We start from the raw sequence: 12,126 nt of genomic DNA on the forward strand, positions 1-12,126 counted from the left end.
GCAGCACCCTGGGGATGCCGCCGGAATCTGCTGCGGTCTGATCCGACTGTCCTGCGGATGCCGGAGGGTTCTCTGTCGAGCCGCCGGCCGTCGGGGCCCGCATCGGCTCGGCATCGCCGACCGTGAAGGGGATGACGCCCGCGATCGGGTGGCCGTCCTCCGACACAACCTGCCAGCGCACCTGATAGCCCGCGACAGGCATCTCGGGAGCGAGCGGGGCCGTGACGGTGCGCCCGGCGACCGTGACGTCGCCGGCGACCCAGTCCTTTCCCGAGGCGTCGACGACCAGGACGACGGCCCCGGTCAGCGACTCGTCGAGGATCAGGAGCTCGCCGGAGAACGTCATCGTGATGCTTCCGGGGGCGGATGCCAACCGCTCATCGGCGGCCGGAGTGCTGGATACCAGCTGGTCGTGGGCAGACGCGGGTGTGGCGATCGCGAGGGTCGCGACCGTCGCCAACGCCAGCCCGGCCGCAATCCTGCGGACAGGGGACATGGGAATGGCCTCTCATCAGACGTCGCGTGCGCGACGTTCATGCATGCGTTCAGAACCCGCGCGCATCGAGCGCGCGGCGGTGACGCACCACGGGGCCGGTGGACCCAGGGCGCGGATCAGATCGCAGCGGCGAGAGGGGGTGCACGACCTCTGAGAGTCGCGAGAAGGATGAGGCTGGTGGCCTCACCGACGTCGAACCGCCCGGGAAACGCATCGACGACGTCGATACCGGGGAGCACGAGGACGTGATCGACACGCCGACGCACCCACCGGATGAGCTGAGCGGCGAGATCCCGCACGGCGATGAGCAGGCGCTCACCGCGGTACAGCGCCGCGATCGTCAGCACGGCGGCGAGAGCGTGTCCGAGCCACATGGACGCGTCAGCGCTCACCTCCGCCGGAATGCCTGTCGTCGGGGGAATCACCAGAGGGCCGCCGTGCACGTGTGGTGTCGAGACGCCGGACGGCGTGACCGTGCCGAGTACGAAGAGCGTGTGGAAGAGGAACTGGCTCATCGCCACGGACAGTCCGAGGCGGATCAGCGAGAGCGACCGCCCGGCGAGGAGCACGCAGATCATGAATGAGAACACCCACGGCACGAGGATGCCGAGCGGCCCCGGCATCTGCCCTCCGCCGGTGACGTGACCGGCGAGGGCGACGAAGATCGCCAGGGAGGAAGCAGCGAAGCCGCGGATGACGGCTGGCTTCCTGGACTCGGTCACGGCACCAGTCTGGCATGGACGGCGCGGACACCTCATCGCATGCCGCAGCGCCGCGTCCGCTCTCAGCTCATTCGCGCGGTGACTTCGGCGCTCTCTTCACGACGTCGTATGCGGAGAGCGCAGCCTTCCGCGTCTCGCCGAGGTCGACGATCGGCTCTGTGGGAGCGTCGGCTGCCCAACGGGAGATGTAGAGGTTCTGGGGGTCGAACTTCTTCGCCTGGAGCTCGGGGTTGAACACGCGGAAGTACGGCGCCGCATCGGCGCCCGAGCCCGCGACCCACTGCCAGTTGAACGGGTTGTTCGCCTCGTCGGCGTCGACCAGCGTGTCCCAGAACCACTCCTCTCCGCGGCGCCAGTCGATGAGCAGGTTCTTCACCAGGAAAGAGGCGACGACCATCCGCACCCGGTTGTGCATGTAGCCGGTGTGCCAGAGTTCGCGCATCCCGGCATCCACGAGCGGTACACCTGTCTCGCCGTGCTGCCAGGCGTCCAGGTGCGCGGGGTCCAGCGGCGGCCAGGGGAAGGCGTCGAACTCCGGACGGAGGTTCTCGGTGGCGAGATCGGGGGAGTGGTACAGCGTGTGCCAGGCGAACTCGCGCCACCCCAGCTCGGAGAGGAACCCGCCCGCCCCCTCGACGCCGACAGCCTCTTGCCATACCGCGAAGGGACTGATCTCCCCCCAGCGGAGGTGCGGAGACAGCAGCGACGTGGCTCCGGCGGCAGGTTCGTCGCGCGCCCGGTCGTAGTCCCGGAGGTCCTCGTCGAGGAACCGACGCAGACGTCGTCGCGCCGCGGGCTCGCCGGGTTCCCAGGCCTCGCGAAGTCCGCCTGCCCAGTCGGGCCGGGTGGGCAGCAGACCCCAGTCGCCGAGGTCATCGGATGCGGGTGCATCGCCCACGCCCGGAATCGAGCGGGGCTCCGGAAAGGGAGCGCGGGGGGCGGGAAGAGAGAGGCACGCGCGCCAGAACGGCGTGTAAACGGAGTAGTGCGTTCCGCTGCCCGTCGTCACAGTCCACGGCTCGTGCAGCAGGGAGCCCGCGAACGAGACGGTCTCGATCCCATCCGCCCGCAGGGCGGTCTTCAGAGACGAATCGATCTCGCGCTCGGCGCCGCCGTACCGTCGGTTCCAGAACACGGCTCCGGCGTCGATCTCCGAAACCAGCTCGCGCACGACACGCTCGGCGGCGCCGCGGCGCAGCACGAGATCACCGCCACGCTCGCGCAGGCGCTCCCCGAGCGACGCGAGCGAATGGTGGAGCCACCAGCGGGCCGCACCGCCGAGAGGTCGGACACCGGGGGATTCCTCGTCGAGCACGTAGAGCGCGAGCACCGGTTCCCCTCGATCGATGGCAGCCCGAAGCGCCGGGTTGTCTGCGAGCCGGAGATCATCTCGGAACCATACGAGCGAGGGGGACGTCATGATGTCATTCTCCTGGAGTGCGCGATCTCGGGTCACGCGCGACGCCGGTGGCTGCGTCGGCCGCGTGGGGTCGAGTCGCCTGTGGACCACAGCGCCCACAGGACCAGGAGCGGCTGCAGGAAGAGCCTGCCGAGACGTCGTGCATCCGTGTCGAGTCCCGACGTCGAGCGCTTGGTCCGCCACTGGTGGACGTTGCCCGGCATCACTGCGACGAAGAACGCGGCGGTCGCCCAGCCGATGCGGCGGCGTTCCTTCGGGAGGACGAGCAGTCCTGCGGCGAGCGCGATCTCGGCGGCGCCCGAGGCGATCACGATCGTGTCCTTGTCGAGTCGAGTCAGGCGGGTGGCCCAATCGGGCACGACCACACGGAATCCGCGGGTGCTGAGGAAGTGGCCGACCCCGATCGCGCCGAGCGCGACCGCCAGGATCCATCGTGCGACTGCTCTGTCCATCCGTTCACGTTACGTGATGCTCCCCGGTGCGCGGATGACGTCCGCTGTGAGTTCCGCCTCACTCCACGAGGGACGGCCTCTCGCTCTCCCAGGAGCGGAACGCATCGACGATCTGCGGAGTGTGGGTGTGATGGAGGTAGTGCTCGCCGTCGAGCGGCACGACGGTGCCATCCGCGACGGTTGCGGCCTGCTCCTCGTGCACCTGCAGCCACGTGGGCACGGTCGGATTGTCGGAGACGACGAACAGCAGCAGGGGAAGGTCTTCGGGGAACGTCGTTCCGAGTGCGTCTCGGAAGTTCACGGGGAGCAGTGACATCGCGTTCAGGTAGGTCGGACTCAGCGTGTTCCGATCGGTGAGCAGGGCGATCTGCGCGCGTGCTTCTTCGGAGTAGACGGCCTCGTCGTACCCCGTGCCGCGAATCGAGGCGATGAGACGAGCGAGTCCGAGGTTCTTCGCAGCGCCGAACAGCCCGACCGGCAGCTCCGTGTCGGAGCCCGGCTGGCCGGGGACGCTGCTGTCGATCCCCACGAACGCCCGCACCTCGTCGGGATAGCGATTCGCGAACTGGATGCCGTAGAGGCCCGCGATGGAATGCCCCATCAGCACGTACTCGTCGACCCCGAGCTGCTGCAGGGCGGAGTGGGTCTCGCTCACGATGTTCTCGGTGGTGCGCGGCTGATCCGTACCGTCGCTCAGCCCATAGCCGAAGGGCTCCACCACGATCACGCGATGGTCCTGCGCGAGCTCGGCGACGAGCGGCTCGAAGTCGAGGACGGGCGATGCGGTGCCGAAGCCGGGAAGGAGCACCACGTCCTCCGCGCCCTCGCCGACGATCAGCACGTTCATCTCCCGACCGTCCACAGCGACCTTCTGCCCGTAGGGTTCGATGCGATCCTGTTCGATCGCGGTCGCGACCACGTTTCCCACGGTGGTCGTCGCAAGGCCCAGCGCGACCACCCCGATGACGGAGGCGACTGCGATGAGCGTTCTCTTGACGTGCTTGTTCATGCAGACCTCTCCGAGCGCACTCCGTGTGCAGCCTCCCTTCCAGCTTTCCGATGCGCGTGCGCTACCGCATCGTCGTGCCGTGGGCATTCGTGTACCGCGATCGCGGTATCCCGTCTCATCCCGCCGGGGGATCCCCGGCGCGACGGTGCGCGGAATACTGGTGTGATGTCGGCAGCTCGTCCTCCACGAATCGCGTCGCTGTTCGGCGACGTGCTCGCCGTGCTCATCGTGACGCTGTTCGCCGTGTCGCCGTTCCCCGACGACGGCTTCCGCGCGGACGGATGGCTGATGGTGGTCGCGCTCCTGCCGGCGGCCGCGATGCTGCTCCGTCGTCGTTTCCCGCTCTTCACGCTCGGCGTCAGCCTGGCATGCGCCGTGTTCCTGGCGTTCGCCGGAGTGGTGTCACCGAGTGCGCTCATCGCTGTGGCGATCAGTGCATTCGCCACCGTGGATCGGCGCGGGCGTCTCGTGGGGGTCACCGCCGTCGGCGCGGCGACGGTGATCGTGTTCTTCGTCAGTGCGATTCCGCTCGGCGGCGATCTCTGGGACGCCCGCGCGCTGCAGTTCGTGTTCATCGTCGCTCTCGCCGGCGCGCTGGGAGACGCCACCCGGTCTCGCAGGGAATTCGTCATCGCGATGACCGAACGCACGGAACGTGCGGAGCAGGGACGCGAGGAGGAAGCGCGACGTCGGGTCGCCGAGGAGCGGGTGCGCATCGCTCGCGACCTGCATGACGTGGTGGCGCACCAGATCTCGGTCATCAGTCTGAACGCCGGCGTCGCCTCATCCGCGTTGGACCTCCGGCCGGAGCGGGCGCGGGAGGCGCTGAGCACGATCCGTCGTTCCTCGCGCACGGTTCTCGCCGACATCGGGGGACTGATGGCACTTCTTCGGTCCGACGATCCTGAGGACGTCCGTGATCTGCGCCCGCAGCGGGGACTCGCCGACCTCGACGCTCTGGTCGCGCAGTTCCGCGAGGCCGGGCTCCGTGTCGAGCTGCAGGACGCCCCGGATCGACCGCAGCTGTCGCCGGCAAGCGACCACGTCGCGTTCCTCGTGATCCTCGAAGGTCTGACGAACGCCCACAAGCACGGGGCAGGTGACGCGGCGCTCGTCCGGATCCGCACTGAGCAGGACTCGCTCCGACTCACCATCGTCAATCCCGCGGTAGATGAGGCGAGGGCTCCTGCCGCGTCAGGGGGTCACGGGCTACGAGGGCTTCGCGAGCGCGTCGTCGCCGTTCGCGGCGACGTGCAGACCGGCAGGGTCGGCGAGGAGTTCCGACTGGATGTGCGGATTCCGCTGGAAGGAGGTCAGCGATGATCCGTGTGCTCGTGGTCGATGACCAGCCGCTGGTTCGCCAGGCCGTTCGCGACATCCTGATCGACGGCGGCGTCGAGGTGATCGGCGAAGCGGCGAACGGGCGAGACGCCGTCGCGCAGGTGCGCCGGTCCAGCCCCGATGTCGTCGTGATGGACATCAGGATGCCTGAGCTCGATGGGATCGCGGCCACCGCCCAGATCACGGGTTCGTCCCCGTCCTCGGCGACCCGCGTGCTCATCCTGACGACTTTCGAGGAGGACGACTATGTCGTGGCAGCCCTTCGAGCGGGCGCCAGCGGCTTCGTGGGCAAGGGAGCGGAGCCGGAGGAGATCGTCGACGCCGTGCGGGTCGTGCACCGGGGGGATGCGCTCCTCTCCTCGGCGGCGACTCGTTCGCTGATCGAGCGTTCGGTGCTGCCGCAGCTCCCGCGTGCTGAAGCATGGCACGATGAGCCGTTGCGACAGCTCACCGACCGCGAGCGTGAGGTGCTGCTCCTCGTGGCGCGGGGCGATTCGAACCAGGACATCGCCGAAGCACTCGTGATCTCACCCCACACCGCGAAGACCCATGTGAATCGCATCATGTCCAAGCTGCAGGCGCGCGATCGGGCCCAACTGGTGATCCGTGCCTACGAGTCGGGAGTCGTGATCCCCGGGGCGTGAACGGCCTCCCGTGAGACGACGGGGCCGGACATGCTCGTGGCGGTCAGGACGACGGGATCATGCGAGTAACCTGGGTATCGACCCAGATGGAGAGAGTTTCTGTGCCTGAAAACGCCCGGCCGAATGACGGCTTCGCCCTGTTCACTGACCGAAACGTCGTCGCGATGCGCGTCAACGGCGAGCTCAAGGACCTCGCCACGACCGTGACCGAGACCGACGAGGTCGAGGCGGTCACGATCGACAGCACGGACGGATTGAACATCCTCCGTCACTCGGCTGCTCACGTGCTGGCGCAGGCGGTGCAGCGCATCAACCCGCAGGCGAACCTCGGGATCGGCCCGCCCATCACCGACGGCTTCTACTACGACTTCGGCGTGGAGACCCCGTTCACGCCGGAGGACATCAAGGCCATCACCAAGGAGATGCAGCGCATCGTCCGCGAGGGCCAGCGGTTCGTCCGCCGTGTGGTGACCGACGAGGAGGCCCGCGCCGAGCTCGCGAACGAGCCGTTCAAGCTCGAGCTCATCGGGCTCAAGGGCCCGGGCAAGGAGGTCGCCGAAGGCGCCTCTGTCGAGGTCGGCGAGGGCGAGCTGACGATCTACGACAACACCACCCGTGACGGCGAGGTCGTCTGGAAGGACCTCTGCCGCGGACCGCACCTGCCCAATACGCGCATGATCGGCAACGGATGGGACCTCACCCGCATCGCTGCCGCGTACTGGCGCGGCAGCGAGAAGAACCCGCAGCTGCAGCGCATCTACGGCACGGCCTGGCCGACGAAGGACGAGCTGCGCGCCTACCAGCACCGTCTCGAGGAAGCAGCCAAGCGCGATCACCGCCGCCTCGGCAAGGAACTCGATCTGTTCTCGTTCCCCGAGGAGATCGGGTCGGGCCTGTCCGTGTGGCACCCGCGCGGCGGCGTGATCCGCGGTGAGATGGAGCAGCACGCGCGCAAGCGCCACATCGAGGGCGGCTACACCTACGTGTACACGCCGCACATCTCCAAGGAAGACCTCTTCCTCACCTCGAACCACCTCGTCACGTACAAGGACGGCATGTTCCCGCCGATCGTGATGGACGAGGAGCGCGACGACGAGGGCAACATCACCAAGCAGGGCCAGGACTACTACCTGAAGCCCATGAACTGCCCGATGCACATCCTCATCTACAAGGAGCGCGCTCGGAGCTACCGTGATCTGCCGCTGCGGTTCGCCGAGAACGGCACGGTCTACCGCAACGAGCTCTCCGGCGCGCTGCACGGCCTCACGCGTGTGCGCGGGTTCACTCAGGACGACTCGCACCTGTTCGTCACGCCCGACCAGCTCGAGGCCGAGGTCGCCAAGGTCCTCGACTTCATCCTCTCGATGCTCCGCGATTTCGGTCTGACCGACTTCGAACTCGAGCTGTCGATGAAGGACGACGAGAAGTCCAAGTGGATCGGCTCGGACGAGTTCTGGGAGTCGTCGACCGACGCGCTGCGCCGTGTCGCGGTGGCCTCAGGGCTCAAGCTCACAGAGGTCCCCGGTGAGGCCGCGTTCTACGGCCCGAAGATCGACCTCAAGACGCGTGATGCGATCGGTCGCACCTGGCAGCTCTCGACTGTGCAGGTCGACCCGAACCTGCCGGAGCGCTTCGACCTCGAGTTCATGGACAAGGACGGGCAGAAGAAGCGCCCGATCATGATCCACCGCGCGCTGTTCGGCTCGATCGAGCGGTTCTTCGCGATCCTGCTCGAGCACTACGCGGGTGACTTCCCGGTGTGGCTGTCTCCCGTGCAGGTCGTGGGCATCCCGGTGGCGGACGACTTCGCCGACTACTTGGGCGACGTGATCGACACACTGCGCTCTCAGGGCGTGCGTGCCGAGCTCGACACGTCCGACGATCGCATGCAGAAGAAGATCCGGACGCACACGACCGGCAAGGTGCCGCTGCTGCTGATCGCGGGGGAGAAGGACCGCGACGCTGGCACCGTCTCTTTCCGCTACCGCGACGGGGCGCAGGAGAACGGTGTACCGATCGCGGACGCCGTAGCGCGCATCCGCGCGGCCATCGACTCCCACGCCCTCGTGCAGACAGCAGGGGACCTGGCGTGACCGACGGGGAGCAGCCGCTGGAGGATGCCGGACGCCTCGCCGGGGTGCCGGACGAGTTCCAGCGGTTGTGGACCCCGCACCGGATGGCGTACATCCAGGCGGGACCGGAGCCCCTGCGCGAAGAGTGCCCGTTCTGCGAGGCGCCGAAGTTCCCGGATGCCGAGCGGCTGGTCGTCGCACGCGGCGAGACGGCGTACGTGTTGCTGAACCTCTTCCCGTACAACTCCGGCCATCTGCTGGTCTGCCCCTACCGCCACATCGCCACCTACGACCAGGCGACGCCGGAGGAGGTCGCCGAGATCGGCGCGCTCACCCAGACGGCGATGCGCGTGCTGCGCGAGGTCTCGCGCTGCGACGGCTTCAACCTGGGCATGAATCAGGGCGCCGTGGCGGGGGCCGGCGTCGACGCCCACCTGCACCAGCACGTGGTGCCACGGTGGACGTCGGACGCGAACTTCTTCCCGATCATCGCGAAGACCAAGGCGCTCCCGCAGCTGCTGGGCGAGGTGCGCGAAGCCGTGGCTGACGCCTGGCCTCGCCCGAACGCGTGACTCGCGGTGTGCTGAACCCGATGGCTCTCCGGCATCGCTTCGCCGCAGCAGCGATCGTCCTCGGCGTCGCCTCATCCATGGCCGCCTGTGCACCGCAGCCCGATCCCCAGCGGACGGCGACACCGACGGCGGCACCGACGAGCGTAGAGGACGAGGGGCGCGCCTTCTACCTCGCCCAGGGGTTCGCGGAGAACGAGGGACGCCTCTCTCCGAAGACCCCGGCACAGCAGGCGCTGGTCGACGACGTGATCGAGAGCGGAGTCTGGGCAGGCATACCCGATGAGGACGTCGCCTGGATGAGCCTCGAGCTCACGATCGACGTCTGCCTCGTCGCGATCGAGTCCGAGCACCGGGTCGATGCGAGCAAGGTCGGTGACCACATCGATTCCTCCGAGATCATCGGCTCCTGGTCGAATGCGTTCGAAGAGAGCGACCCCGGTCTGCCTTTCATGCTCGGAGGCCTGGCGATCTCAGGCATGAAGTATCTCTGCCCCGATGACCACCCCGGTTGGCTCGCCGCGTATCGCGAGCTGCCCATCCCCACCGGATGACGGACGCCCGGCTCAGCGCACCTGGCGCGCCGTGAACTGCAGCCGCGGGTTCGCGTAGAACTCCTGGGCCTCGACGAGCTGCAGCTCGCGCTCTCCGGACTCGAGCGTCGCCTTGAGCAGGTCGTACACGCTGGACGCCGTGCGCTCGAGCGCGACCTTGGCACTGCCGGTCTCGACGTAGTGCGCAGTGAAGAGCGCGGCGGTCACGTCCCCGGAACCATTCGCCTTCATGGGCAGGTGCGGGGTCTGCACGAGCCAGGCACCCTTCTCATCGGCGGCGAGCATCTCGATCGTCCCCTCTTCGCGATCGGGGCGCTCGACACTGGTGACGAGCACGGTGCGCGGACCCATCGCGTGCGCGAGATCGACCGACGCGAGAGTGGACTCCAGCGTGTCAGGCTCGGTGTCGGTGAGGAAGCCGAGCTCGAACTGGTTCGGGGTGATGATGTCGGCGACGGGAACCACGCGCTCACGCAGCAGCACCGGGATCGCGGGGGCGACGAAACATCCCGACTTCGCGTTGCCCATGACCGGGTCGCAGGCGTACACCGCGTTCGGGTTCGACGCCTTCACTCGTGCGACGGCGTCGATGATCACGTCTCCGATGCCCTCTCCGCCCTGGTAGCCGCTGAGAACGGCGTCGATCTGGCCGAAGACACCGCGTTCCTCGATGCCGGTGATGACCTCGCGGACGTCACCCGGGGCGATCAGAGGACCGCGCCAGGCGCCGTAGCCGGTGTGGTTGGAGAAGTTCACGGTGTAGACGGGCAGCACCTCGACACCGATGCGCTGCAGCGGGAACACGGCGGCCGAGTTCCCCACATGCCCGTAGGCCACGGCTGACTGGATGGAGAGGATCTTCATTCTCCGACTCTTTCGTTCAGGGCGGGCCGGTGCCCGCGAGGTGTGGTCATCGCCCGGCGGCGACGAGGTCTGCGACCAGCGACTCTGCTTCATCGTCGGACAGGTCATGCACGGTGAGACGCAGATGATGAGAGGGCTCCGCCTTCTCATCGAGCGCGAAGTCGTCGCCGGTGCGGGCGAGCCATCCGCGGCGCATGAGGCGGTCGGCGATGGTCCGAGCCGGCTGGGAGAACTCGACCCACAGGCTCATGCCGTCGGACACCGTGGCCTCGATACCACTCGCTCGGAGTCGTTCGGCGAAGGCGGCGTTGCGCTGCGCGTAGTGCTCCGCAGCCGCTGCCACCTCCGACATCGCCGTCTCGTCGGTCAGCTGTGTAAGAGCGAGACGCTGCAGCAGGTGGCTCACCCATGTCGTTCCGGGGCTCAGCCGCATCGCGAGGCGCTCGGCGGTCTCCGCGTCCGTCGCTGCGATCGCGAGGCACATGTCCGGACCAAGGAACTTCGACACAGAGCGTACGAGGGCGAACCGGCGATGCTCGGGTCCGATGAGCGACTCGTAGGGTCGCTGCGAGAGCATCGAGAAGTGGTCGTCCTCGATGATCAGCACATACGGGTGGTCGGCGAGCACGGCACGGAGTTCGGCGGCCCGGGAAGCGGTGAGGCTCGCGCCGGTCGGATTCTGCGCCCGCGGCGTGCAGATGATGGCACGGACGCCCGCCTCCAGCGCGGTTCGCAGACCGTCAACGGTCATGCCCTCGGCGTCGACGGGGACGGGAGCCGCGCGATAGCCGCCCAGCCGCACCGTGTGGATGCTCGCGAGGAAACAGGGATCCTCCAGGGCGACGGCGTCATCGCGCATCAGCGCCTGGGCGAGCAGCCGCTCGACGGCGTCGACAGCTCCACTGGTCACGGTGATACGGAAGTCGACGCCGTCGAGGTCGCGCGAGATCCAGCGCGTCGACCACTCCTCGAGTCCGCGATCGATCACGGGCTCGCCGTAGAGCACAGGGCGGGAGGCGATGGTCATCAGGGCCGGTGCAGGATCGGGGATCAGGCGGGGGTCGGGGTTCCCCGTGCCGATGTCGCGGAGGACGGTGTCGGGGGCATAGCCTTCCTGCGCCACTGCCTCCAAGCCGGCGACGATGGTCCCTGCTCGTCCGCGAGACAGCACGAGCCCCGCCTGGGCGAGCTGTCGATACGCGGCGACGGCGGTGTTCCGGTTGACGCCGAGCGTGGCGGCGAGCTCCCGCACCGGGGGGAGGACGCTGCCGGGGCGGAGGATTCCGCGGTCGCGCAGGGAGCGCACGCTGTCGGCGATGTCCGCTGCGGTGGTGCCTGTGATCTGGTCGCTCATGGTCCTCCTCAGCGATTCTAGGTCGAATCGGACAGTGCTATGTTTGATCTAGATCAAACCCGACTTCGGTGCATCCGACAGGAGTTCCCATGGCAGACCAGACAACCACCGGATCGCCGCGCGTCAAGCGCGGTCTCGCCGAGATGCTGAAGGGCGGCGTCATCATGGACGTCGTCACGGCGGATCAGGCGAAGATCGCCGAAGACGCCGGAGCCGTCGCCGTCATGGCGCTCGAGCGCGTCCCGGCCGACATCCGCGCGCAGGGTGGTGTCTCTCGCATGAGCGACCCCGACATGATCGACAGCATCATCGATGCGGTGTCCATCCCCGTGATGGCGAAGGCGCGCATCGGTCACTTCGTCGAGGCCCAGGTGCTGCAGGAACTCGGCGTGGACTACATCGACGAGTCGGAGGTCCTCTCGCCTGCCGATTACGTGAACCACATCGACAAGTACGGCTTCACGGTCCCGTTCGTCTGCGGCGCGACCAATCTCGGTGAGGCGCTCCGCCGCATCAACGAGGGCGCAGCCATGATCCGGTCCAAGGGTGAGGCGGGAACCGGCGACGTCTCCGAGGCGATGAAGCACATCCGCAAGATCCGCGGCGAGATCGCGGCTCTCACGTCCCTG

At 67.9% G+C, this 12,126-nt stretch carries 12 protein-coding genes and 1 pseudogene; 6 read left to right on the forward strand and 7 right to left on the reverse strand.

Translation table 11 applies throughout. From position 1 onward, the window contains the following. From DSP71_RS12840 to DSP71_RS12860, 5 genes are all read right to left on the reverse strand, one after another. Positions 1 to 496: copper resistance CopC family protein (locus DSP71_RS12840; protein ID WP_258546430.1), on the reverse strand; the 496-nt coding region annotated here is incomplete at its 3' end. Between the two features lie 116 nt (positions 497 to 612). Then, positions 613 to 1,218, reverse strand: coding sequence for a hypothetical protein (locus DSP71_RS12845; RefSeq protein WP_113681274.1), 606 nt, complete (start codon positions 1,216 to 1,218; stop codon positions 613 to 615). 67 nt (positions 1,219 to 1,285) lie between these two features. Further along, complete coding sequence (locus DSP71_RS12850) at positions 1,286 to 2,638, reverse strand: deoxyribodipyrimidine photo-lyase (protein ID WP_061018761.1); 1,353 nt, start codon at positions 2,636 to 2,638, stop codon at positions 1,286 to 1,288. A 32-nt stretch (positions 2,639 to 2,670) separates the two neighbouring features. Further along, positions 2,671 to 3,090: a hypothetical protein gene (locus DSP71_RS12855; RefSeq protein WP_113681275.1), complete on the reverse strand. Its 420-nt coding sequence runs from the start codon at positions 3,088 to 3,090 to the stop codon at positions 2,671 to 2,673. 58 nt (positions 3,091 to 3,148) lie between these two features. Continuing rightward, a complete protein-coding gene (locus DSP71_RS12860; protein WP_058633044.1) occupies positions 3,149 to 4,099 on the reverse strand; it encodes an alpha/beta fold hydrolase in 951 nt (316 codons plus the stop codon). Between the two features lie 165 nt (positions 4,100 to 4,264). Between DSP71_RS12860 and DSP71_RS12865 the strand changes: the two genes are divergently transcribed. The 5 genes from DSP71_RS12865 (at position 4,265) to DSP71_RS12885 (ending at position 9,279) form a co-directional block, all read left to right on the forward strand. Then, complete coding sequence (locus tag DSP71_RS12865; RefSeq protein ID WP_113681276.1) at positions 4,265 to 5,422, forward strand: histidine kinase; 1,158 nt, start codon at positions 4,265 to 4,267, stop codon at positions 5,420 to 5,422. Then, entirely contained in the window at positions 5,419 to 6,084 is a 666-nt protein-coding gene (locus DSP71_RS12870) for a response regulator transcription factor (protein ID WP_046747172.1), read from the forward strand. The genes DSP71_RS12865 and DSP71_RS12870 overlap by 4 nt, the downstream gene beginning before the upstream one ends. Before the next feature lie 86 nt (positions 6,085 to 6,170). Further along, positions 6,171 to 8,177, forward strand: a complete 2,007-nt coding sequence (gene thrS / locus DSP71_RS12875; RefSeq protein ID WP_113681277.1) for a threonine--tRNA ligase — start codon at positions 6,171 to 6,173, stop codon at positions 8,175 to 8,177. Next, on the forward strand, positions 8,174 to 8,728 hold the full coding sequence (locus DSP71_RS12880) for an HIT domain-containing protein (RefSeq protein ID WP_046747170.1): 555 nt from the start codon (positions 8,174 to 8,176) through the stop codon (positions 8,726 to 8,728). Before thrS ends, DSP71_RS12880 begins: the two co-directional genes overlap by 4 nt. Positions 8,729 to 8,736: 8 nt before the next feature. Then, positions 8,737 to 9,279: a hypothetical protein gene (locus DSP71_RS12885; RefSeq protein ID WP_258546431.1), complete on the forward strand. Its 543-nt coding sequence runs from the start codon at positions 8,737 to 8,739 to the stop codon at positions 9,277 to 9,279. Positions 9,280 to 9,291: 12 nt separating this feature from the next. Here DSP71_RS12885 and pdxY read toward each other — a convergent pair whose 3' ends face one another. Next, positions 9,292 to 10,143: a pyridoxal kinase PdxY gene (pdxY, locus tag DSP71_RS12890; RefSeq protein WP_058633080.1), complete on the reverse strand. Its 852-nt coding sequence runs from the start codon at positions 10,141 to 10,143 to the stop codon at positions 9,292 to 9,294. Between the two features lie 46 nt (positions 10,144 to 10,189). Next, entirely contained in the window at positions 10,190 to 11,497 is a 1,308-nt protein-coding gene (locus DSP71_RS12895; RefSeq protein WP_113681279.1) for an aminotransferase class I/II-fold pyridoxal phosphate-dependent enzyme, read from the reverse strand. An 89-nt stretch (positions 11,498 to 11,586) separates the two neighbouring features. On the opposite strand from DSP71_RS12895, the pseudogene DSP71_RS23800 reads away from it, so the two are divergent. Next, positions 11,587 to 12,126, forward strand: a pseudogene (locus DSP71_RS23800) (pyridoxal 5'-phosphate synthase lyase subunit PdxS); the annotation flags it as partial.

The organism is Microbacterium sp. H6, from assembly GCF_003314775.1.
Lineage (GTDB): Bacteria > Actinomycetota > Actinomycetes > Actinomycetales > Microbacteriaceae > Microbacterium > Microbacterium oxydans.